The sequence below is a fragment of the Bartonella melophagi K-2C genome, from assembly GCF_000278255.1.
Taxonomy (GTDB): domain Bacteria; phylum Pseudomonadota; class Alphaproteobacteria; order Rhizobiales; family Rhizobiaceae; genus Bartonella; species Bartonella melophagi.
This window is the reverse complement of sequence record NZ_JH725083.1, coordinates 226897-250905: the sequence shown is the minus strand read 5'-3', so window position 1 is coordinate 250905 and position 24009 is coordinate 226897. Positions and strand designations below refer to the sequence as shown.

The 24009-nt window shown below is 35.0% G+C and carries 18 protein-coding genes; 6 read left to right on the top strand and 12 right to left on the bottom strand.

The genetic code is table 11. The features are described from left to right. Positions 1 to 17: 17 nt before the first annotated feature. A complete protein-coding gene (gene plsX / locus ME3_RS05110) occupies positions 18 to 1046 on the bottom strand; it encodes a phosphate acyltransferase PlsX (protein WP_007477703.1) in 1029 nt (342 codons plus the stop codon). Between the two features lie 133 nt (positions 1047 to 1179). Beyond that, complete coding sequence (locus tag ME3_RS05105; protein WP_007477701.1) at positions 1180 to 1737, bottom strand: DUF177 domain-containing protein; 558 nt, start codon at positions 1735 to 1737, stop codon at positions 1180 to 1182. 213 nt (positions 1738 to 1950) lie between these two features. Between ME3_RS05105 and ME3_RS05100 the strand changes: the two genes are divergently transcribed. Beyond that, complete coding sequence (locus ME3_RS05100; protein WP_007477699.1) at positions 1951 to 2424, top strand: outer membrane protein assembly factor BamE; 474 nt, start codon at positions 1951 to 1953, stop codon at positions 2422 to 2424. 71 nt (positions 2425 to 2495) lie between these two features. Here ME3_RS05100 and nusB read toward each other — a convergent pair whose 3' ends face one another. The 6 genes from nusB to glyA form a co-directional block, all read right to left on the bottom strand. Further along, entirely contained in the window at positions 2496 to 2972 is a 477-nt protein-coding gene (nusB, locus tag ME3_RS05095) for a transcription antitermination factor NusB (RefSeq protein ID WP_007477698.1), read from the bottom strand. Positions 2973 to 2974: 2 nt separating this feature from the next. Further along, positions 2975 to 3433 carry a 6,7-dimethyl-8-ribityllumazine synthase gene (locus ME3_RS05090; protein ID WP_007477697.1) on the bottom strand — a complete coding sequence of 153 codons (459 nt, stop codon included), beginning with the start codon at positions 3431 to 3433 and terminating at the stop codon, positions 2975 to 2977. Positions 3434 to 3517: 84 nt separating this feature from the next. Next, positions 3518 to 4135, bottom strand: a complete 618-nt coding sequence (locus ME3_RS05085; protein ID WP_007477696.1) for a riboflavin synthase — start codon at positions 4133 to 4135, stop codon at positions 3518 to 3520. Beyond that, positions 4117 to 5241, bottom strand: coding sequence for a bifunctional diaminohydroxyphosphoribosylaminopyrimidine deaminase/5-amino-6-(5-phosphoribosylamino)uracil reductase RibD (gene ribD, locus ME3_RS05080; protein ID WP_007477695.1), 1125 nt, complete (start codon positions 5239 to 5241; stop codon positions 4117 to 4119). Before ribD ends, ME3_RS05085 begins: the two co-directional genes overlap by 19 nt. Then, positions 5234 to 5716 (bottom strand): transcriptional regulator NrdR, encoded by a 483-nt coding sequence (nrdR, locus tag ME3_RS05075; protein ID WP_007477694.1) that lies wholly within the window; start codon positions 5714 to 5716, stop codon positions 5234 to 5236. The genes ribD and nrdR overlap by 8 nt, the downstream gene beginning before the upstream one ends. 12 nt (positions 5717 to 5728) lie before the next feature. After that, complete coding sequence (glyA, locus tag ME3_RS05070; RefSeq protein WP_007477693.1) at positions 5729 to 7042, bottom strand: serine hydroxymethyltransferase; 1314 nt, start codon at positions 7040 to 7042, stop codon at positions 5729 to 5731. A 317-nt stretch (positions 7043 to 7359) separates the two neighbouring features. On the opposite strand from glyA, the gene argC reads away from it, so the two are divergent. After that, the gene (gene argC / locus ME3_RS05065) at positions 7360 to 8295 is read left to right on the top strand and encodes an N-acetyl-gamma-glutamyl-phosphate reductase (RefSeq protein ID WP_007477692.1); all 936 of its coding nucleotides are present in this window, start codon (positions 7360 to 7362) and stop codon (positions 8293 to 8295) included. A gap of 20 nt (positions 8296 to 8315) precedes the next feature. Here the strand turns inward: argC and ME3_RS05060 are convergent, their stop codons facing one another. The 4 genes from ME3_RS05060 to hfq all read right to left on the bottom strand — a co-directional run bounded on the left by ME3_RS05060 (position 8316) and on the right by hfq (position 13101). Continuing rightward, a complete protein-coding gene (locus ME3_RS05060) occupies positions 8316 to 9392 on the bottom strand; it encodes a COX15/CtaA family protein (RefSeq protein WP_007477691.1) in 1077 nt (358 codons plus the stop codon). Between the two features lie 149 nt (positions 9393 to 9541). Beyond that, the gene (locus tag ME3_RS05055) at positions 9542 to 11275 is read right to left on the bottom strand and encodes a GumC domain-containing protein (RefSeq protein WP_007477690.1); all 1734 of its coding nucleotides are present in this window, start codon (positions 11273 to 11275) and stop codon (positions 9542 to 9544) included. A gap of 189 nt (positions 11276 to 11464) precedes the next feature. Then, positions 11465 to 12805 carry a GTPase HflX gene (hflX, locus tag ME3_RS05050; RefSeq protein WP_007477689.1) on the bottom strand — a complete coding sequence of 447 codons (1341 nt, stop codon included), beginning with the start codon at positions 12803 to 12805 and terminating at the stop codon, positions 11465 to 11467. Positions 12806 to 12861: 56 nt separating this feature from the next. Continuing rightward, positions 12862 to 13101, bottom strand: coding sequence for an RNA chaperone Hfq (gene hfq / locus ME3_RS05045; protein WP_007477688.1), 240 nt, complete (start codon positions 13099 to 13101; stop codon positions 12862 to 12864). A 1154-nt stretch (positions 13102 to 14255) separates the two neighbouring features. Between hfq and ME3_RS05040 the strand changes: the two genes are divergently transcribed. From ME3_RS05040 to ME3_RS05025, 4 genes are all read left to right on the top strand, one after another. Then, positions 14256 to 18950, top strand: a complete 4695-nt coding sequence (locus ME3_RS05040; protein WP_007477687.1) for a rhoptry family protein — start codon at positions 14256 to 14258, stop codon at positions 18948 to 18950. 1043 nt (positions 18951 to 19993) lie between these two features. Then, complete coding sequence (locus ME3_RS05035; RefSeq protein ID WP_007477685.1) at positions 19994 to 22327, top strand: NADP-dependent malic enzyme; 2334 nt, start codon at positions 19994 to 19996, stop codon at positions 22325 to 22327. Between the two features lie 200 nt (positions 22328 to 22527). Further along, positions 22528 to 22812 (top strand): acyl carrier protein, encoded by a 285-nt coding sequence (locus ME3_RS05030; protein ID WP_007477683.1) that lies wholly within the window; start codon positions 22528 to 22530, stop codon positions 22810 to 22812. A gap of 11 nt (positions 22813 to 22823) precedes the next feature. Next, positions 22824 to 23999, top strand: coding sequence for a beta-ketoacyl-ACP synthase (locus tag ME3_RS05025; RefSeq protein ID WP_007477681.1), 1176 nt, complete (start codon positions 22824 to 22826; stop codon positions 23997 to 23999). The last annotated feature ends 10 nt before the right edge of the window (positions 24000 to 24009 follow it).

The following is a 24009-nucleotide window of genomic DNA, read 5'->3' as shown; positions in this document are numbered from 1 at the left end:
CTCTACCTTCATCATTTTCAAAGGATCATTTTACTTTCATGAAAATATCGTAAATCTTGAATTATTTTTTTCAAAAGTCCGTTATTTACCATTTCATAGCCAATGCAGATAGCAGAAGAAAAGCCATCAGCATTAACACCACCATGACTTTTTATAACAATACCATTTAAACCTAAAAGCACACCACCATTAATCCGATCAGGATCTATTTTCTGTTTTAACTGACGAAAAGCACCTCGAGATAAAACATATCCAAGGCGTGAAAAAATAGAACGACGCATAACAGTATTTAAAAGCCCGGCTATTTGCCGTGCAGTTCCTTCTGCAACTTTTAAAGCAATATTACCGGAAAACCCTTCAGTGACAACAACATCGACTACCCCTTTTCCAATGTCATTACCTTCAACAAATCCTTTATACTCTAACCCTTCTAATTGTACTTCACGCAATATCGCTCCGGCTTTTTTGATTTCGTCCAAGCCTTTTACCTCTTCAACACCTACATTCAAAAGCCCAACGCTTGGTTTTTCAACATTATATAAAGTACGAAACATACCGGCACCCATAACCGCTAAATCAACCAATTGATCAGCAGATGCACCAATTGTTGCACCAATATCCAGCACAATACTTTCCCCACGAAGAGTTGGCCAAATACCAGCAATTCCAGGGCGGTTAGATTCTGCCATCATTTTTAAACAAAAATGAGACATTGCCATAAGTGCACCAGTATTGCCAGCAGAAATACAAGCATCAGCTTTGCCATTTTTTACAGCTTCAATTGCATGCCACATTGATGATTTACCGCGTCCAATGCGAAGCGCTTGGCTTGGCTTCTCATTCATACGTGTATAACTTTCTGTGTTATAAAATTGCGATCCTGCAACCAAATGAGGATATTTTTTTAAAATTGGCTTAACAACCTCTTCTATCCCATAAAACAAAAAATGAATATTTGGCAAATGTTTTTGCGCAACTGCTGCCCCCTCAATAGTAACCTCTGGGCCATAATCGCCACCCATGACATCTACAGAAATTCTAATCACACTTGCACATCCTATATTTAAATTCACACTGAAATTTTTCGTTATTTAACAAATCACAAAAATTATCACCACAACAGGCTTACAGAAATATTCTCTCTTTAACCATATAACAGTGTTTTTCACATATTTATAATCATTTCCATTCTTTCAAAACAGAAAACGGTGATGTTTTTTGTTCAATTTCTTCTGAATTTTTAACTAAACTCATATTTTCATCTTCTTTGCGTAGATAATGATTAATTGATAGTTCAAAAAATTCTTCCATAACTGCACCTATGTCAATTTTATCCCCATAAAAAACTTCTGGTATATCTGGTCCATCTGCATCTAAAAGCAATTCCCTTGTATCCTTTGACACTTTTGGTTTAACCAAATTTAAATCCTCAGGAACAAACGTAATCTCAATATTCTCATGAAGAATATTTTCCAATGGCTCCAATGTAATGACGCATGATTGTATTATACGTGCTTTCAGTAAACCTTCTACATATACCCCACGCTTTTTCCACGGTAAAATATGAAACTCTCCTCCACAATATTTCACTTCAAGTAAATCATGATTCTTGGCTAAATGTGCACATTCTTGTTGATCTGCGCAAATACGAATTTTTACCCCCTTAGCAGACAATGAGCGTACTGACACTGGATAAGTCAGAGCAAACATCATTTGAGAAACATTTTTAACACTCATTGATAACTCCAAAATAAAAAATGTAGTATATTGTAACTTCGTTTAATCAACATATTTTATAACTTTTAAAGCAGTTTTCTATAAAATTACTGATTTTATAACAGAGGAAACTCACTGTAAGCTATTGCAGATTATAGCAAATTAAGCTAAAAGTTGAAAAATCGCGGGTCACTTTCTTACCTATGCTTACGTGTAAATGGAGATATCATTCAGATGCCTCACTTGGCAAATTTAATCAAACATAAATTATTGATTAGCCTATTTATAGCAAGTATGGCAGCGTTTTCTGGATGCAGTTCAATGCACTCTTTAACTTCAAGCCAAACCTATAAGGAAGGTTATGTTCTTGATCAAAATGCTCTCGATTCTGTTTCTATTGGATCAAGTCAGGAGCAAGTTCTTTTAGCTCTTGGAACTCCTTCACTAAAAACAAAATATGATAACGAGGTTTTTTACTATATTTCACAGACTCGGTATCGTAAAATGCGGTTTATGAAAACCAAAATTATTGATCGTAGAGTCTTGGCTATTTATTTCAATAGAAATGGTCAGGTCGCAAGAATAGCCAATTATGGTCTACAAGATGGTCAAGTATTCGATTTTATCACTCAAACAACACCAACAGGTGGTAGTGATCAGTCTTTTTTAATCCAAGTCGTTAAAGGTCCTTCTAACAGTTCACGTTAATCAATTACCTACTTATAATCTTAACTGAACGGACATTTATAAAATTCTAATAATACTAGGGTTTTATTTTATTATCCTTGCAGGCGAATTTCTTTTGCTATTCTATCAAGAATTGCATTGACAAGTCTTGGCTCATCACCTTCAAAAAACGCTTTTGCTACATCAACATATTCACTTATAATAACGGCAGTGGGTATGTCCTTGTGATTCATTAGCTCCCATAAACCTGCACGCAAAATTGCACGTAAAATCGAATCAAGACGTGAAAGTGACCATTCCTCAGAAAGTTTTTGCTGAAGCATAGGATCAAGTTGCTTTTGATCTTGTACAACACCAACTATAACAGCCTGAAACCACTGAAAATCAGCATCAAGATATTGATCACCATCAATATCTTTTCCTAAACGATAAGCTTTATATTCAGCTGCTATTTCCGTAACACCAATGCCAACTATATCCATTTGATATAGCGCCTGCACTGCAGCAAGCCTTGCCACTCCGCGTTTATTAGCCAAATGCGAAGAATGTTTGCTTTTTATATCAGCCATATTTAATGATTATCTCCAAATTTCTTCTTTAGAGCAATCATACATAAAGCAGCTTCAGCAGCAAAACCACCTTTATTCTTTTCACTCTGTTTAGCACGTGCCCATGCTTGTTCTTCATCCTCAACAGTCAAAATACCATTTCCAATAGCCAATTGCCTATGAAGAGTTAAATCCATTAATGCTCGACAAGAATTATCAGCAACAATTTCAAAATGATATGTATCACCCCGAATAACACAACCAAGCGCTATATAACCATCATAGGGTACCTTATTATTTTTTTCAGCAAAAGCTATTGCACAAGGTATTTCTAGTGCCCCTGGAACTGTTACAATATCATAACTTACTTCAGCTTTTTGTAAAACATTCACCGCACCTGCAAGAAGTTCACTAGAAATTTTATCGTAAAAGCGTGCTTCAACAATTAATAAATGCAACTTTTTATGTATTTTTTTTGTCACAACAAAACCCCTATTTCAAATCAATAAAGGACTTAAAGATTACATAACCACCAAACTTCAAAAACAATACAAAAATTTTTCAGTTTACTCATCTTTCATTTTAAAATTAGAAAGCCTGGCAACATAACGAGCAAGCTGATCAACTTCTAAATTCACTTGGTCCCTCACTTTAGCCTGCCCCCATGTTGTCATTTCAAGTGTATGGCGAATAATAAGAACATCAAAAATATTATTTTCAATACAATTAACGGTTAGAGACGTACCGTTAAGCGCAATAGAGCCTTTTTCTGCAATAAAAGGCGCTAACCGCATTGAAGCTCTTAAATAAAAACGAATTGCATCACCTTCATTTTTTTGATCAATGATCTCAGCCAAACCATCAACGTGGCCAGAAACCAAATGCCCACCTATCTCACCACCAAGCCGCAATGAACGCTCCAAATTAACAAAAGTCCCTTTTGTCCATTGAACAAGATTAGTTAAACACAATGCTTCTTTCCATGCTTCTACAACAAAGCAATTAGCATTCGCATGTTTTAGCTCACGTTCAACAACGGTTAGACAAATACCTGAACACGCAATTGATGCACCAATTTCTATAGTCTCTACATCATAATGTGTAGAAATACTTAAGCGTATTCCTTGTTTTAAAGACTGAATGTCTTCAACACAACCGATATCTGTTATAATCCCTGTAAACATAATGTTTTGCGCCTCCATTTGCACAAACGATCATTTCCTAACATTTTCGTTTCAATTTCATTAAATTCTGAAAGATAAGTTGCAAAATGGGGAGCATCGATACGATCTGCACCTAAAATAACTGGTGCATGAAAACATATCAACTGATCCACACAACCAGCATTTAAAAAATTTTCTCCTGTCTTTGCTCCTCCTTCAAGCAAAATACTATTGATTCCACGCTGACAAAGCAGCTGTAAAATAGCAAAAGGCTGCATCAAATGATCGCTCATTTCTATTGAAAATACACATACACCACACTGTTCCAGTGCCATTTTTTTATTTTTTTCTGCAAAAGTTGCATTACAAATAATCCATGTAGGGATTTTTGTTGCTGTTTGTATAACTTTTGCATCAAATGGAATACGTAAATTTGTGTCTAAAATAATACGTATAGGAGAGCGTATTTCAAGCCCAGGCAAACGGCAACTTAATTGTGGATTATCTGCTAATATAGTGCCAATACCAACCATAACAGCATCATTTTGAGCACGCAGAATATGAGTATATGTATGAGCTTGCGCCCCACTAATTCCTACTCTCCCCTTCTTTTTTCTTCCTATACCATTATCTGCAGAAATTGCCATTTTTAAAGTTACTTCACAACGCTGCAGTTTTTTTACGCATAAATAAGCACTTAACGTTTCAAAAGCCTCCCTAGCCAGAACTCCCTCAACGACTTCAATGCCAGCTGCACGTAAAAGAGCAATACCACGACCACAAACCCGTTCATCTGGATCAGTAAGTGCAATAACAACCCGGAAAATGCCTGAATCAATAAGTGCATTTACACACGGTGAAGTCTCACCATAATGTGAACAAGGTTCTAAAGTAACGTAAGCAGTCGCCCCACTGGATAATGGGCCTGCCATTAATAAAGCTTGTACTTCAGCGTGTGGTCTTCCATGGATAGCTGTTATACCATAGCCGACAATGGATGTCTTTCCATCATCATTTCGGACAATTAGTGCACCAACAGATGGATTTTTTCCGGTAAGTCCAATGTGACGCTCTGCTAAGCGAATGGCTGCGGCCATAAAGCGGTTATCTTGTGCTTCTTTACTCATCAAAATAAGATTTTACATCCGCCACATCTTTTGAAAGTTCGTTTATAATATCATGAAAATCAGTTGCATTACGAAAGTCGCGATACACAGAAGCAAAACGAATATAAGCAATGTCATCAATGCTTTTCAACCATTCCATTACAAGATGCCCAATTTTTTCTGAAGCAATCTCGGGGTCCCCTAAATTTTCAATCTGGCGTACAATACCTGAAATTGCTTGTTCAATGTGATCAGGATCAATATTACGCTTACGCACCGCTACATTAACTGACCTTATTAATTTATCACGGTCAAACGGTTCACGCCGACCACTTTTCTTGAAAACTGACAATTCACGTAACTGAATACGCTCAAAGGTCGTAAAACGACCACCACAAACAGAACATACACGTCGACGACGAATTACCGCGCTCTCTTCTACAGGACGTGAATCCTTAACTTGTGTATCTTCATGTTGACAGTAAGGGCAGCGCATCTTTTTCGTGCCTCAACAAGTGCTCAAATGAGAATAAAGAGGAAAATTATCTGTCATATCTCTTACCTTTTTCTTAACAGCGTTTTCAATAGAAGCATTATCTTCAGCGCTTTCTGCTATTTTAAGACCATTAAGAACTTCTGAAATGAAGTCACCAATTTGGATAAATTCATTTTCCGAAAAACCACGTGTTGTTGCTGCAGGTGTACCCAAACGAATACCTGAGGTTACAAATGGTTTTTGGGGATCAAAGGGAATACTATTTTTATTACAGATAATACCAGCACGTCCTAAAGCCAATTCTGCACTTTTTCCTGTTAATTTTTTAGAACGCAAGTCAATCAACAATAAATGATTGTCTGTACCACCAGAAACAATATTAAAATCATTATTCTGTAAGTGTTTTACTAAAATTTTAGCGTTAGAAACCACATTGGTAATATAATCTTTGAAAGCAGGCCGTAAAGCCTCTCCCAATGCAACTGCCTTAGCAGCAATCACATGCATTAAAGGGCCACCTTGCAAACCAGGAAAAACAGCTGAATCAATCTTCTTAGCTAAGGTTTCATCATTGGTTAATATCATACCACCACGGGGACCACGTAGTGATTTATGCGTTGTAGTGGTAACAACATGAGCATATGGTACAGGTGAAGGATGAACACCACCAGCAATTAAGCCTGCAATATGAGCCATATCAACCATTAAATAAGCCCCAATCTCATCAGCAATTTCACGGAACCTTTTCCAATCCCATATGCGTGAATAAGCCGTTCCTCCTGCTAAAATAAGCTTTGGCTTATGCTTTCTTGCAAGGCGTTTAATATTCTCCATATCAAGAAGTTGATCTTCTTGACGCACACCATAAGAAACAACATTAAACCATTTTCCTGACATATTAACAGGAGAACCATGCGTAAGATGACCGCCAGAATTTAAATCTAATCCCATAAATGTATCACCAGGCTGAAGCAACGCTAAAAATACAGCTTGATTCATTTGGCTACCAGAATTGGGTTGAACATTTGCAAAAGCAGCACCAAAAAGCTTTTTCGTTCGTTCAATTGCCAATTCCTCAATTAAATCTACAAAATGACAACCACCATAGTAACGCTTTCTTGGATAGCCTTCTGCATATTTATTGGTTAAAACTGATCCTTGAGCCTCAAGAACTGCTCTTGAAACAATATTTTCTGATGCAATCAGCTCAATCTCATGATGTTGGCGTTTAAGCTCACCACTGATTGCATCAAAGACTGTAGAATCAACAGTTTGTAAATTGCTGTTAAAAAAGTACTTTTGTAGATCACTTGCTTTCTTAGTCATAAAGCATGCCCTAACGTTAAAACAAAATAAAAAGTAACATAGTACGTATCACAGACCAAATATTTTGAACCATTTTAATTCAAAAACTGTAAACATTATAATATCTATCTTATTCTTTTGCCATTTAAGCAATAAAATTCTAGTCACACAAAAATAAATGATGCAAAATAAGTGTTGGGCTTTTTAAAAATTCTCTTTATTACAACATCTTCCGTGCAAGCAAGACAGACTATAGTCTCAAAATACTCAATTATTTAGGCTGAATACGATATTACAAGCTTAATATGATAGAAAACATCAGTTCAAGGTAAAATATAATGGTAACAAAAATCTTTATTGATGGTGAGCATGGAACAACTGGATTGCAAATACAAAAGCGATTAGCAGAGCGCTATGATTTAGAATTGCTCTCTATTCCTTATGCAGATCGGCATAAAATTGATGTGCGCCAAGAGTATCTTAACCAAACAGATATTGCTATTTTATGTCTTCCAGATGATGCTGCACGCCAAACAGTAGAACTGCTCAAAAACAATAAAAAAATTAGAATTATTGATAGTTCAACAGCACACCGTATTGCACCAGACTGGGTCTACGGTTTTCCTGAAATGACAACAGGACAAAAAAAGCGCATCCAAGAAGCACGTTACGTTTCAAACCCCGGATGTTATCCAACCGGTGCAATTGGTTTAATTCGACCATTACGTGAAGTAGGTTTACTAGACGCTCATTACCCAGTATCAATTAACGCTATATCTGGTTACACGGGTGGAGGTAAACAATTAATTGCACAGATGGAAAATCACTCTCGAGAAGATACTCTTCGAGAAAATTACTTTACTTATGGTCTTAATCTCAAACATAAACATGTACCAGAGATCAAATTTCATGGGCAGATCAGCCAAACACCTATTTTTATACCAAGTGTTGGCTGTTTTCCCCAAGGAATGATTGTAAATCTCCCACTCCATCGTCATCTACTCGCAAAATCAGTTAATTGTTCCAATTTGCGTGAAATTCTTAATGCCCATTATAATGGTCAAGATACCATATCAGTCGCATCACAAGAAGAGACTGAAACACTTACCAAATTAAATCCAGAATGTTTAGCGCATAAAGACGGTATGAAACTTTTTGTTTTTGGCAACGATAGTGAAGGTATTTTCAATCTATGTGCCATATTAGATAACCTTGGAAAAGGTGCATCCGCGGCTGCTATTCAAAATCTTGATTTAATGCTTGCAAATAACTGACTTTTTCCGCTTGCTGATCTTTATTCAATAACGCGATATGCTCCCTTTGTTGCCCGCCAATGTAAAACTGAAAAATACAATATAACTAACGCAACACCTTGATGAAGTACTCCCCAACCTAAGGGGACTTCATTTAATAATGTAATAATGCCAAAAAGCGCTTGAACAACTATGGCAATGCATAAAAAAAACGCACGGCGAGCATGAGCTGAATGTGGAATGTTTTTTCGTACATAGAAAGCGTGAACAAGTGCTATAATAAATAAAAAATAAGCAAAACAACGGTGAACAAATTGAACTGTCAAAGGATTTTCAAATAAATTAATCCAAATTGGATCATAATTCAGTAAACCGTCAGGAATAATCTGACCATCCATCAATGGCCATGTATTATAGACTTTACCTGCATGAAGACCTGCAACCAAAGCACCAAAATAAATCTCAATTAAAACAAGAAAAACAAGCCAACCTGCAAAACATTGAACTGCCTGCGTTGCTGGTTTCTCTGTACATTCTGTAAGACCTCGAGATAAATAAGTGACAAAAATAATAACAAAACATGCTGCCATGAGATGAATTGCCAAACGATATTGACTGACACTTGTCAAATCACTTTGGCCAAGCCCTGATGCTACCATCCACCAACCAATAACACCTTGAATAGCGATAAGAATTGGCACAACAATAAGTTGGCACAAAATACCTCTTTCAATACGTTTGGTAATCCAAAACCAAATCAAGCCCAATAAAGCTACAAGACCAACAAGACGACCAAGAACACGATGCCCCCACTCCCACCAGAAAATAATCTTAAATGCACTTAATGTCATATCGCGATTAAGCAACTTATATTGCGCTATTTGTTGATATTTCAAAAATTCTTCCTGCCACTGATCTATACCAATTGGTGGAATTACACCATGAATTGGTTTCCATTCAGTTATAGATAATCCTGATCCCGTCAAACGGGTAGCTCCTCCCACTAAAACAATTGCCAAACAAAGCAATAAAATGGCATAAAGCCACACTTGAATCTGTTTTCGATTTTGTTTTTGCAGTGATGTCAAAGCTATATCATTCAATTTCTCTATTGCCATTTTGAGTTTCCTTTAGTTTGTCTTCAACTGCAAATATTTCTTAAATCTAAAAATTAAATCTAAATTGTTTTTATAAGATTTAGTAATGCTATGCAAAAAGAAAGTTCTTATGCTATAATATGTGATTACCATGCCTATTTTGCCAATGTTCAATACGAATTAACACGACAAACAGTTTTTGGAAATCTGGATATCATCTGCACTATCCAGTTATACTTATCAAGAGTAGCATTACAAATATAATAATCTGTCGATTGCGCAATTTGCTCAGACCCGTATTTGGGTTCGCTAGTTATTTCTAAAATGATTAAATCATAATTTTTTTTAAATTCTTCTAATAGACGAGGAATATCATTTGAAAAATCCTGAGCACGAACAGCACTCACCAACCCTTGTGGAAGAATATCAACTCCCGTATCGTAATCGCGATAAATAACATCTTGTAACTGCGCATCACCAGTTAATACATCACTCAATCCTCGATGTGGACCAATTATTTTTTCTATTTGTTGACCAGAAACATCTACCAGCAAAACTGTTTTTTTCTCTTTTACAAGATAAAGAGATAATTTTGCCGCCATCCGAGCAGCCTGTGCCCCAATTATTGAAACAACCATCGAAGAACGTAATTTTAAAAAAACCGATAATCCCTCTATTGTCATAAAAGTTTCAGAATTTTCTATCACTTTAGGCAATAAAGCATTTCTGCTGCTTTCTAAATCTTCTTCCGATTGAGTTTTTTTTGTTCCAGAATATCTTTGAAATAATAATAACCCCACTAAAAAAGCTATTAAACTTGCTAATATACTCACAAGAACATTTTTACCATAAAGAACCATAAAAGAAACAGGAGCCACTGCTATTGGAACAATTATATGAATCTTTGCATTTTGTAATAAAGGAGTATGAAGGTTCATCTCTTTATTTTGCTCATCTATCACTACTTTTACTTTACTTTCCAGTTCATTTAACATTTGATTGAAAGACTGAGATTGATCTTTTACAAAAATTCTAATTTTTTCTCTTAGCTGTATTTCAAAATTTTTTGCGACAGTCTCATCTGAATGAATTTGATTAGTAATCTGCAAAATTTTATCTTCTAACTGGGTAGAAAGTGCTTTTGATTCCGCAATCATCGCTTTGATTTGAGGATGTTCCCAACCTAATTGGGCAGCCATATGAGCTTTCTGTGTTTCCAAAAGATTAATTTTAGCTTCTAATGCAACAATAGCTGGATTATTTGCAATAAATGACAAAGACAATAAAGACTGACCATTTTTACGCATCATTTTAATGGTCGAATTTAAAATTGTTAAATGAATACGCCTTAAAGTTGCATCTGTTAATTTTGCATAAAGATTATTAAGTTCAGCCTGTTTTGCTTCATGATGAATGGAAGAATTAGTAGATGAGCGAAATGTCTGTAGTATATTTAATATTGCAGTATTATCATATTGTTGATCAGCTTTTTTTCCTATCGACAATAATTTTTGATTTCGTTTAATGACTGTGTCTGAAAAAGCAGAAAACCAACTTTCTAACCCTTTTTGGGCATCTTCAGCAGTTTTTGCCTCAAAAGCAAGCTTGATCAGATCATCATCACGAGAAAACCGAATATTTTCATGAAGTTTTTTCTTATGTACATCATAAGGAAAAAATCTTTGTGCATTTGAATTATTAAAAAAAATAGGTTGGGCAAATAGTAATGCAATAATACTATCTTGTTCATCACTTGGTAATGGGATTCCAACAGAATCAGATAACGTAAATGTTAAGGTCGCTTGGTAGGACCGTGGCTGAACAAAATAATATAACCAAATCAAAAATGCGCATAATATTGCCGAGAAAAAAACAATTAAAGCGTTTTGCGGTATTATGCGCATTAACAATCTCTTATCACGCTCAAAATTCATCTTATTTCAACCAACAAAATATTTCACGTTTTCTATTTAAGAGAAAGGAGTAACTATCCTCTTAACTCAAAGCTATATTATTTAAAGCTATGTTATTTTTGGATTAGAAAAACGTAAAGATAAAAAAGTTTTGCTGAGGTCATAGCTTAAAAGAAGTGTTTATATATATTTTTTAATATGATCTAACCGTTTCTTTGCTTCATAAGTAAGGAGTGCTCGAATAGTAACAGAACCATCATCATGACTTTCCTGTTCTATCTTACCAGAATTTTTATAAAACCAATCAATAAGCCGCATCTCATCAGGCCTTAAAACCAATTTAACGCTTTGCATTTCTCCAGAAAGCCGCCTTTCAATTATTATTAACAATTGATTTAATTCCTCCCCAGTGCGTGCTGATATCATTAATGCAGGATTTAACAATGTTCTTGCACTTGTTTGCAAAACATTCAATGTATGCTCATCCAACATATCAGCTTTATTCCAAACTTCCACGATGTGATCTGTATTACCAATATTAACACCTAAACTTGAAAGTATTTCTAATACATCTTGAGCCTGAGCACGATGATCAGGATCTGATATATCTTTTACGTGGATAATTAAATCAGCTTCAATTACTTCCTCGAGAGTTGCCTTAAAAGCCGCAATCAAATGCGTTGGTAAATTAGAGATAAAACCTACAGTATCAGATAAAAAAATAGTTTGCCCATGAGGGAGAATAACTTTGCGTAAAGTCGGATCAAGCGTTGCAAACAACATATCCTTTGTTAATACACCTGCATCACTTAAGCGATTAAAAAGTGTTGATTTTCCCGCATTAGTATATCCTACTAAAGCAACAACAGGATGAGACGTCTTTTTTCTTTTAGCTCGATGAAGAGCACGTGTTTTAACAACATTTTTTAATTCACGACGAATACGAGTGATTTTATCTTGTAGAAGGCGTCTATCCGATTCAATTTGAGTTTCACCAGGTCCTCCCAAAAAACCACTACCACCGCGTTGTCTTTCCAAGTGTGTCCAACTTCGGACAAGTCTGCTTTTTTGATAAGATAAATGTGCCAATTCGACTTGCAATTTTCCCTCTTTTGTTCGTGCACGACGACCAAAAATTTCAAGAATCAAACCCGTTCTATCAATAACCTTACAACTCCATAATTTTTCCAAATTACGTTGCTGCACTGGTGTGAGAACATGATCCACAACTGCAAGTGCAATATGATTCTCACTTATATAATCAGCAAATGCACCCACTTTGCCTACCCCAAACAAAGTCGAAGGGTGTGGTGTACTAATATTAACGGTTTCATAATGGATAATATCTAACTCAATAGCGTGTGCTAATCCTAATGCTTCTTTTATCCGAGAATCTATTGAACGCTCACTTAAAACTATTTCATTCTTGTTTACGGGAAAAAACGGTAAAAAAATAACAGCGCGTACCTGCTCTGCAACCTGTGAAATCAATTTCCCAGATCTTTTATTTGTATCCATCATAACAATTCAAGGTAATATAAAAAAAAGAGCAAAAAATCTAAAGATAACAGCCCTATCTATTCAGACCCCTCACCTTCAAACATTTGTACAGATTGGCCCGGCATAATCGTCGAAATAGCGTGTTTGTAAACCAATTGCGCATGTCCATCTCGGCGCAAAAGAACACAAAAATTATCAAATGATGTTACAACACCTGTCAACTTAACACCATTCACAAGAAAAATTGTAAGAGAAATTTTTTGCTTACGAACTGTATTTAAAAATACATCTTGCAGGTGTTGTGATCGTTCTACCATATTTTACACCTTTGCTGCGAATCGTAAAAATACCCACTGTTTCATATCGACTAAAAAATAACAAATTGTCAATGTATCAGCATTAAAAATCCGGAAAAATTCCGTTTAATATTGGAAAAATAATCTATTACGTGTAAGTAATGAACAGCACTCTTAATAAGATCAGAAATCAAATATAAAAACTTTTAAACTTCCGTTTTTTACTGATTACTATATCTAAAAACAATTTTTTTTGTACAAAAGGCATCAACATATATAATATTTTCTACATAATGGTATTCGTCATATATCTACTGACTAGGCTTTAGTGCCCATTCAATACAAAATACCAAATATCAGCCAATATACTATAATTTAAAGGCATAACAAAGAGGTGCCTTCTTGTAGAGAATTAGATCATCAAATCTTGTTACTATTAGCAAATTTTGCAACTCTAGTAACAAAATTTATAATGACGTGGAAAAATGCCTTTAATAACATGACAAACTCAACATAGATTATTGCACATGCTATATTGGAATGGATAAAATAGCTAAAAAATGTAATGTTTTGGTCTAGTATTTATCCCATTAATTTTTCATCTGTTTCTTAATATATTCAACTAATTTATCACTATTATAGGCTGTTTATTTGTTTCTATTATAAAGTATATATTTTATCGTTCAGCGCAGCTCATTACCTGCTCATTCATGAAATAACTTTAGCATGGTGCTAAAAAAAACACATATTCAATTATTTGTTATATAATTAATTATTTTGTTTAAATTTTGTTATAGCATGATTATTTTGCCTCAATTTAAACATGAGTGGTTATGCGCCTACAAGAACTAGTATATTTTGCAAAAACCTTCAAAGCATCATATGTAATTGAAATGCTTATTCAACTATTTCATCAAACATATTAAGCTTATAATATTGGTTATTAGAATGAACAATCAACAAATTTTATCTCAGACATAATTTTGTACTGTATTGTTTTTTATAAATTTTCCAGAATTTTTGAATAAGCAACAAAATCCGTGTTAACCCTATCTTAATAAGTTGTAAAACTTTTACCTCATACATATTCCTTTCTAAATAATTAACAGTTAATATATTAGAAGTAACTGGAAAGGGGCGTATTTCTTTTCCATCTGTAAAAGTATGAGGCAAGTATGGCACGTAGAACCAAATTACACGCATTTGAAGTCGAATTTGAAGAAGCCCTCGACAAAGTAATGGATTTTAACCTTGATGATTCGATAATTGAAACAATATCATTAAATGATCCTTCAAACCCTATTCATGTGGATGATTTGACTCAAAAAATTGTAATAGCAGAAGAAGAACTTCTTTCTGAAAACAGTGCTTCTACTCTTACCTCTAATGTTCATGATGACGTTGTTATTGATGAATCTGTTGCTGAACAACTTTTTGGACAAAAACCTATAGATGAGCTTTCCGGTGGAACTGTGCGTGACACGTTATTAGCTACAAAGCCCCTCCCCGCTAATGACGATATAATAGAGCCTTTAAATTTGGGGTCATTAAAACAAAACTCTATCTCTCGGATTTATTGGAGTACAACAGCACTTAGTGCTTTGTGGGCAACGGGGGGGGCTTTTATTGCCTATAAATTAGCTCCTGTTGGATTAAATTCTTTAGCAAACATTACTGCCTTTATTACATCACCTACTGGGTTTATTGTAACCGCAGGGACTATGATTCCTATTCTCATGTCTTGGGGTTTTGCTCAGCTGACAAAACGTTCAACTGAATTACGCAATATTGCTGTTCTTATAACACATGCAGCACAACAACTTAACGAACCGCAGCACATATCTGAAAAGCAAGCTATTGCTATAGGAGAGACCATTTGTAAAGAAGTAGCTGCAATGAATGAAGGAATCGAGCGTACTCTTGGGCGTGCTGTTGAACTTGAAGCTATTATACAAAGTGAAGTTCATAACCTTGAACAGGCTTATGCAGAAAATGAATCGCGGATTCACAAATTAATAGAAGAATTAAATAATGAACGCATGGCAATTTTGAATCATGCCAACCGTGTACAGTCAACAATTAAAGGAACACAAGAACAGCTGAGTGATGAATTTGATTTAGTTGCATCTAAAATTTCAACCAATATTGACAAACTTACGCAAACTCTTTCTCTAACTTTAGAAAAACAGGGTGAAGATCTTGTTACGAAACTTTCCTATGCAGGAGATGGTATAACAAAACAGCTTGTTGAAAAATTTAACGAAACAACGGTACACATTCAGCAAAAAAACACAGAGTTTTTCGATGAATTAGGAAAAAACTTTGATGATTTTTCAAAACGCTTTGATAATAATGAAAAGCAATTAGAAAAAACCTTTAATGAAACAACTGTTAAAGCTGAAATGCATATCGCTAAAATTGTGGAGAACATACAAGCTGCAACAGATCAAACTCTCTCCAGTATTGATGAAAAATTTAAAACTGTCGATACAGTAATTGTTGATCGCTATAATCAATCATTGCAGAATTTGGATGAAAAAATTATACAGCTTGACGAACAGGCTTATAAAATCTCTTCTACATTCGATAATATCACTGCACAAGCACTTGAAGCTTTTGAAAACCGTTTAGCAAATGCTGATTTATCTCTTAAAGAGCATGGTGATTCTATCATTGAATCCTTTATTTCTCGTAGTCAAATCTTAAAAGATAACGTTGAAAAACTTGGTGGATTTTTGGAAGCTCACACCTTGCAAATTAATGCAAATCTTCAAGAAAGAACTGCTGATATTGCCAATGTATTTACGAACGGTCGTGATAATGTTCTTTCTGCAATCGACGAAAGCAAAAAACTTTTGAGAGAAGAAATCCAAAATGTTGATGATGCAATTGTTAATATTATAAAGGAACGTTCACAAGACTTTAAATTACAGATTGCTGATCAAAGAGATATAATGGAAAATATGCTCATCAGCGAAAAGGATAAAATTGCTGATACATTGAGAAATCAAATTGATGAATTAACCCAAAATGTTTCATCCATTGAAAGAACTTTAACTGATAATATTCAAATTATTGATCAGCACGCAGAAAATTATTTGTCCGCTATAGCACACTGCACAGAAAAACTGCAAGAAACCATTACGCAAAGCTGCCAAACAACTCAAGATGCTTTAGAAATGCAAGCTAAAAATATTGATATACGTGCTGAAGCTTTGCGCGATTCTTTGGCTACCAATAGTTTTTCTCTTAACGAAGTTCTTGCAGATCAAACTCGCACGATCGAGCAACGTATGGAAACAATCCATCATATCATCACAAAAAGTGATATACACATTGATACAGCCTTAAAACAGCAAATGAACTTGGTTGAAAATGTTATTGACAGTAACAATAAAACCATCACCGAAGCTGTCCAAAACCACATCAAAAACCTCGAAAATCATACTGAAATTTTAAAGGATACTCTCTCTCAATCTAATGAGACATTGTTTGAAACCTTTGAAAATCGTATAGAGTCGTTCGACGAAAATCTAGAAAATAGAGCAGGTCAAATCTTTGAATGTGTAACTACGTTAGAAGAAACATTATCTGAAAAAGTAGGCCAAATATGTGAAACTATTAAGGAACAAACATCTGTATTTGAAGAACGCTCTAACACCTTAAAAACATCTATTGCCCTCAATAATGAACATGCCCAAGCAGTCAAACAAGCGCTGGAAACAAATGTAGATAATATATGCGGTACATTAGAGAATTCCGTTAATACGGTTACAGGTAGTCTACACGATAAGCTCATGGAAGCGTCTGATATCCTTACCTCTACCAGTGAACAAATGCTTTCATCATTAGATAATGAAACAAATAAAGCACAAGAAAAGCTTGTCAACGCTTCTCAGCAAGCGGCGTTAATAATGGCTAATCAAGCAGAAAAATCAGAAACCTCTATTCTTTCTGCCGGTAACCAGTTTGTTTCATCTGTTAGTGATGTTACTACAAAAGCGGAAAATATTATTTTTGAATCTGGTAATCGTATTGCCTCAAACGTTGAACAAACAATTCATAATACCAGCGAAAAAATTCTCTCTGTTCTAGAAGAGCAGACAGCTTATACTGCAGAATCCTTTACAATAGCAGGCAATAATGTACAAACATTGTTTAATGAAGCAATTTATTCTTCAACAACAGCCATTGAACAATTACTTAATGAACGCTCCAATGTTCTTTATCAATCCATGCAGGAGCTCAAAAATAATTTAGGATATCGGTTGTCTGATGTAAGTAATCGTTTAGAAGAAATAAATAATCAAACAACTTCTCAAGTTTCAGGATATGTTGAACACTTAACAGAATTAACAGATTATTTAAATCAAACTGCTCAAAATACAACTGAATCATTTGGTAATTTAACGCAGCACATCAGTGAACAACTTGCTCTCTCATCACAAGATGCCGAACAAAGAATTTATGCACAAAATGAAGCATTGATGAATACTTTTGCACAGACAAATTCTGAAACTATTCAAACCATAACTACTATGAAGGAAGACTTTATCAATAATATCTCGGCAATCCTTGAACAATTAAATCAATCAATTTATAATATTCACGAAAATAGTAATATTTTGATATCAACAGTTCAAAATATTGATACTCAGTTTAATGAAACAACAAATAATTTCTTCCAAAACACTAACCAAGCAGCAGAGCATTTATCAACTTCAGGTCAATCACTCAATAATAATATGGAAGCTTTGCAAGGGTTTATGCAAAATACATTTGATAAAATTAGCCATATAATAACAAATTTCAGTGAACATGCTCAAGCACTTTCTGACACCATTCATATGCTTGAACAATCAGAAAACACACTGAGTGTGACACTCGAAGAAAAGCAAGATGCGCTATCTACGTTGAGCAATACTCTTATTTCAAAGTCTAATGAGATTAATCAACTTATCAAACATTATGAAGATGCTCTCAGTTTAGCACTTAAACGCACTGATGAAAATACACGTAATTCTAAGCAATTACTGGAGCAAACGCTTAATCAACTTACTAACGAAGTTTCAGTACGTTTTTCAGGAGCTGTAGAAGATATACGCAAATCAGCTGATGAAATTCGTTTAGAACTTTTAAAAGTTAATAATGATATTAATGAGAATATTCAAAAACTACCAGCACAAACAAAAGAAACAATACAAACAGTCCGTTACACTCTGAATGAACAAATTACAGCATTAAAGGACTTGGCAAATGTTGTACAAAACGATGACAAAAATAACAAAAAAAAGCAATTTATGTCAGCCGCGCCTACACCATTAACATCAAATAGGACCAATAGTACTTCTGCTGAAACTACAAAGAAGATAGTGCCCCCAAAGCCTATTTGGTCGCAAGAACAAAGCAAACCAAATCAAAACAGATGGGTATCAGATCTGTTGGCAGGAGCTTCATGTGAAAAAACACAGCCTGAAAGTACCAATAACAGTCCAATTTCTTCATCAGTACAAACAAAATCTCATCCTGCGAATGGATCTCTTAATTCATTAGCAACGAGTATTTTAAAAGCTATTAATCACAACGCTATTGTGGAGTTATGGAGTCGTTATCGGCGTGGACAAAAAAATATCATAACCGAGCAGCTTTACACTTCGAATGGGAAAATGATATTTGAAATAATTAAGCAAAAATATATAAGTGATATTAATTTTAAAGACTCAGTCAATCAATACATTGCAGATTTTGAAAAACTATTACGTGATGTATCCTGTAATTCTGGAAATACCCATGCAGCACGACAATATTTAATTTCAGATACCGGAAAAGTTTATACTATACTTGCCCATGCAAGCGGACGAATTCAATAAAATAATAAAAAGGGAAAAAGAATAACTTTTTCCCTTTTTTCAGTTGCATTAATTAATCACCATCATGACGAATTTATTACAATATTATGAATAATATTAATAAATTTTAACCGTAAAGATAGTTAACTTTTACATTGCGTCAATTATACGCTAGCAGTTCTTTTATCATTTAACTTACCAATACTCTTTTTAAAGCATACTTAGTAAGTAAAAAGTGTAAATATTGATTCAAAATATCGTTGCTTGCTTATAAAAGAAATATACTTCAACTTCACGGGACTAGAATTAAAGAAATCACGAGCCTCCGTTTATACTATACTTAAGCAGAAAACAAAAAAAGTATGTGTACATGCACTGGAATAAGAAGATATATTGGTTATAAATGAACGCCACAACATACCTTAAAATAAACAACATAAATATTGCTAATTGAATATAGAAATGACGCACACTATTGCAAATATATGGACAAAAGACAAACAAAGCATATCCACTCCAACACATTTACTTTGAATCTTTGTTAGCTAATAACGACACTCCTGCATGTTGCGAATTGGAAAATTTAAAATATGAAAAATTTATGACAAATCTCATCCAAAATGCAATTGTTCTCATGATTATAAAAATAATGCTAAATTATGTTATCTTACAAATAGTTAAGCGTATTTATATCTTCGCATCCCTCTATACATCAATCATAAATTTAGATCTTTCTTCCAGTATGCACATTAGGCTTGCATCATTTCTTGTAAGTATTACAAAAATATAACTACTTGTAACGTAACCACTAACGCTATCTTATCAGGACCTTTTCAAACTGATCAATTGCTGTAAAATTTGTTAAGGAGGCAAAAATAATAATGCTAATGTCAATGAAATTATTAATTAATGCAAATAAATTAATCTGGTGTACTAGTTTGAAAATTCAAAAGAATTTGCGCACATTTATGCTTTTTTATATTTAGAAAAATCAAAATCTTTTAGCGAGCATTAATCTTATTATAAATGACAATGTCCCTAATATTAACTTGGATATCACAAAAATGTCTACAAAATCAAATAACAATGTCAGTTCACATCAAACTGAACTTGATAGTGCAGCGCTTTTTTACCACCAATATCCAAAGCCTGGAAAACTAAAAATACAAGCAACAAAACCGCTTGGTAATCAACGTGATTTAGCGCTTGCTTATTCTCCGGGTGTTGCTGCGCCATGTCTTGCAATTCATAAAGATCCAAACCTAGCAGCTCAATATACTTCTCGTTCCAATTTAGTGGCTGTTATATCAAATGGAACAGCTGTTTTAGGATTAGGAAACATTGGCCCGCTTGCTTCTAAACCTGTCATGGAAGGAAAAGCTGTTTTATTCAAAAAGTTTGCAAATATTGATGTTTTTGATATCGAACTTGATGCACCTGATATTGCGCAAATGGTAGAAATCGTATCTGCATTGGAACCGACATTTAGTGGTATCAATCTTGAAGATATCAAAGCTCCTGAATGCTTTGAAATCGAAGAGCAACTTCGTGCTAAAATGAATATCCCAGTCTTCCATGATGACCAACATGGAACTGCCATTATTGTTTCTGCAGCCGTATTAAATGGATTACATCTTGCTGGTAAAAAAATTGAAGACGTAAAAATAGTTACCTCAGGTGCAGGTGCTGCCGCTTTAGCTTGTCTTAATCTTTTAGTTCATCTTGGAGCAAAAGTTGAAAATATTTGGCTTAGTGACTTAGACGGTGTTGTTTATGAAGGCCGCAAAACACTTATGGATCGTTGGAAAATAAATTATGCGCAAAAAACTGATGCACGAACTTTATCCGAGATTATTGATAATGCAGACATTTTTTTAGGTGTTTCAGCAGGTGGTGTTTTAAAACCCGAATATCTCAAAAAAATGGCCCCAAAGCCTTTAATTTTAGCACTCGCTAACCCAACACCGGAAATCATGCCAGAAGAAGCGTGTGCTGTGCGACCAGACGCCATGATCTGCACAGGGCGTTCTGATTATCCCAATCAAGTCAATAATGTCCTTTGTTTTCCTTATATTTTCCGTGGTGCATTAGATGTTGGTGCCACTGCAATTAATGAAGAAATGAAAGTAGCGGCAGTTCATGCTATTGCTGCCCTTGCCCGTGAAGAATCTTCAGATATTGCAGCACGTGCTTATTCAAAAGAAACATCTAACTTTGGTCCAGATTATCTTATCCCCTTTCCTTTTGATCCACGCTTAATACTGCGTATTGCACCTGCTGTTGCCAAAGCAGCAATGGAAACCGGTGTAGCAATTCGACCAATTGAAGATATTGCTGCTTATTATGATAGCCTTAATCGCTTTGTGTACCGCTCTGGTCTAACAATGAAACCTGTTTTTGCTACTGTAAAAACAGCAAAACGCAAACGTGTAATTTATGCCAATGGTGAAGATGAACGTGTACTTCGTGCAGCACAAATTGTTCTTGAAGAACAAACTGCAATTCCTCTTCTTATTGGCCGTCCACATGTAGTGGAATCTAGATTAGAACGCTTTGGTTTAAGAATTCGTCCCGGCGTAGATTTTGAACTCACAAATCCAGAGGATGATCCACGTTTTCGTGATTATGTTAATTTATTGCTTCGTTATACAGGTAGATGTGGTGTATCACCTGAAGTTGCAAAAACAATTGTAAGAACATCAACAACAGCTATTGCTGCCCTTGCAGTTATGCGTGAAGAAGCTGATGCAATGATTTGCGGTTTAGAAGGACGTTTTGAACGTAATCTTCAATTAATCGAGCAAATTATTGGACTTGATTCTAATGTTAGTCGTTTTTCTTCTGTCAGTTTACTCATCTCTCCACATAGTACTCTTTTCCTAACGGATACTTACGTTAATGAAAATCCCTCCGCTGAAGAAATAGTGGAAATGACAGTTTTAGCAGCACAAGAAGTTGAAGCTTTTGGTATAATACCAAAAGTAGCGTTATTATCGCATTCAAATTTTGGATCTAAAAATACAGAAAGTGCGCGTAAAATGCGTCGTGCAGCTGAAATCTTGGCACAGTTATACCCAGATTTGGAATCAGATGGAGAAATGCATGGTGATTCAGCACTTTCTCAAATTTTTCGTGACCGTGTTTTTCCTGATTCACGTCTTAAAGGTGAAGCTAATTTGCTTGTTTTTCCAACACTTGATGCGGCCAATATTACACTTAATATTGTAAAAAATCTAACAGATTCACTCCATGTGGGCCCTATTTTAATTGGAGCCGCACGTCCTGTACATATTCTCACACCTTCAGTAACTTCACGAGGAGTTGTCAATATGACAGCACTGGCAGTGCTTGCAGCAAATAGAAAAAAATCTCATAGTAAGGCAAATAAAAATAAGTAATCCTCGTCTTACGATAAAATTTAGCGTTTCTTCTTATAAACTAATCAAAAAGAGGGGCTTAATTCATTGCAAATTCACTTTTCATATTGAAAAGACAGTTGCATTTTGGATTAAGTCTTTTTTTTTTAGGTAAAAAAAGCTAGATAGAGTTATATTTAAATATTTTATGAAGCTATCAATCTATAATAAGGAATTATACATTGCCCTCTACTTTTGATAAAGTTGCTGATGTTATTGCGGAAATCAGTGAAATCGATCGCAGCATGATTACGCCTGAAAGCCATACAATTGATGATTTAGGAATCGACAGTCTGGATTTTCTTGATATCGTTTTTGCTCTTGATAAAGCTTTTGGAATTAAAATTCCATTAGAACAGTGGACTCAAGAAATTAATGAAGGTGCAGTTGCAACCGAAGAATATTTTGTTCTTAAAAACCTCTGTGCAAAAATTGATGAACTCACTGCCTTAAAACAGGCTAATTGATTTCTTTTATCATGCAGAATCAATCTGTATTTATTACTGGTATAGGACTGGTAAGCTCCTTAGGTGAAGGGGTTGATTACCATTGGAAAAAATTGAACGATCCTACAGTCACACCAAATCTGGATTGTACGAGTTTTTCACCCTACACTGTCCATAAATTAACTGAAGTCGATTGGAATTTACAAATTCCCAAACGTAGTGACCAACGACAAATGGAAACATGGCAGCGTCTTGGTACCTATGCAGCTGGCCTTGCTCTTGAGGATGCGGGAATAAAAAACAATGAACAGTTAACATCAACAATGGATATGATTGTTGCAGCCAGTGGAGGCGAACGCGATATTGCTGTTGATACACAAATCCTTGCTAAAGCACGCACAACAGATGATCATGCTTCTATGCTTAATTCTGTCCTTTCAACTGAACTTCGCCCAACTTTATTTTTAGCACAACTATCCAATCTTTTAGCTGGTAATATTTCAATTGTTCATAAAGTAACGGGTTCTTCTCGTACATTTATGGGAGAAGAAGGTAGTGGGCTTTCTGCTGTGCAAGTAGCTGTTGCCCGAATTCGAGCAGGACAGAGTACGCACGTTTTAGTAGGTAGCTCCTATAATGCTCAAAGCTATGATATGCTGTTAGCTCACGGGCTTGGAGGCCTCTTAGCACGCAATGGGTGGTCACCAGTTTGGGAGCGTAAAAACTCTCTTGGTAGTGAAATAATAACCGGTTCTGCAGGTATTTTTCTAGTGCTTGAAAACGGCGAACAAGCAAAAAAACGAAATGCCCGTATTTATGCTGAAATCAGCCAAATCATCACAGATCAAACAAATAGGACAAAAATTCCACTTAAAGACACAATTGCTACAATGTTAAAAACAATAAAGGCTAAATCTGCTTTTACAATTTCAGGTGCTTCAGGTTCCCATGAAGCAACAAAAGCGGAACAAAGTGTACTTGACGCTGCTAATATACCTTACCGTGGTATGACAACATTATTTGGCTACTTACGAGAAGCACAGTTTCCTTTAGCGCTCGCATTAGCTGCAGTTGCTGTTGAGAAAAAGCTTAGCTTTCCAATACTGAGTGCTCATGAAAAACCATTTTCTGGAGAAGTACGTGAAGCATTAGCCACTACAGTTGGTATAAAAAGAGCTGAAGGTATAGTGCACTTAGCTGCTGTTTAAAAGGAATTTC

Bases quoted from the DNA above. Each gene is read 5' to 3' on its own strand.
- ME3_RS05105 (WP_007477701.1), bottom strand. From the start codon at position 1,737: ATGAGTGTTAAAAATGTTTCTCAAATGATGTTTGCTCTGACTTATCCA.
- ME3_RS05100 (WP_007477699.1), top strand. From the start codon at position 1,951: ATGCCTCACTTGGCAAATTTAATCAAACATAAATTATTGATTAGCCTA.
- nusB (WP_007477698.1), bottom strand. From the start codon at position 2,972: ATGGCTGATATAAAAAGCAAACATTCTTCGCATTTGGCTAATAAACGC.
- ME3_RS05085 (WP_007477696.1), bottom strand. From the start codon at position 4,135: ATGTTTACAGGGATTATAACAGATATCGGTTGTGTTGAAGACATTCAG.
- ribD (WP_007477695.1), bottom strand. From the start codon at position 5,241: ATGAGTAAAGAAGCACAAGATAACCGCTTTATGGCCGCAGCCATTCGC.
- nrdR (WP_007477694.1), bottom strand. From the start codon at position 5,716: ATGCGCTGCCCTTACTGTCAACATGAAGATACACAAGTTAAGGATTCA.
- glyA (WP_007477693.1), bottom strand. From the start codon at position 7,042: ATGACTAAGAAAGCAAGTGATCTACAAAAGTACTTTTTTAACAGCAAT.
- argC (WP_007477692.1), top strand. From the start codon at position 7,360: ATGGTAACAAAAATCTTTATTGATGGTGAGCATGGAACAACTGGATTG.
- ME3_RS05060 (WP_007477691.1), bottom strand. From the start codon at position 9,392: ATGGCAATAGAGAAATTGAATGATATAGCTTTGACATCACTGCAAAAA.
- ME3_RS05055 (WP_007477690.1), bottom strand. From the start codon at position 11,275: ATGCGCATAATACCGCAAAACGCTTTAATTGTTTTTTTCTCGGCAATA.
- hflX (WP_007477689.1), bottom strand. From the start codon at position 12,805: ATGATGGATACAAATAAAAGATCTGGGAAATTGATTTCACAGGTTGCA.
- hfq (WP_007477688.1), bottom strand. From the start codon at position 13,101: ATGGTAGAACGATCACAACACCTGCAAGATGTATTTTTAAATACAGTT.
- ME3_RS05040 (WP_007477687.1), top strand. From the start codon at position 14,256: ATGGCACGTAGAACCAAATTACACGCATTTGAAGTCGAATTTGAAGAA.
- ME3_RS05035 (WP_007477685.1), top strand. From the start codon at position 19,994: ATGTCTACAAAATCAAATAACAATGTCAGTTCACATCAAACTGAACTT.
- ME3_RS05025 (WP_007477681.1), top strand. From the start codon at position 22,824: ATGCAGAATCAATCTGTATTTATTACTGGTATAGGACTGGTAAGCTCC.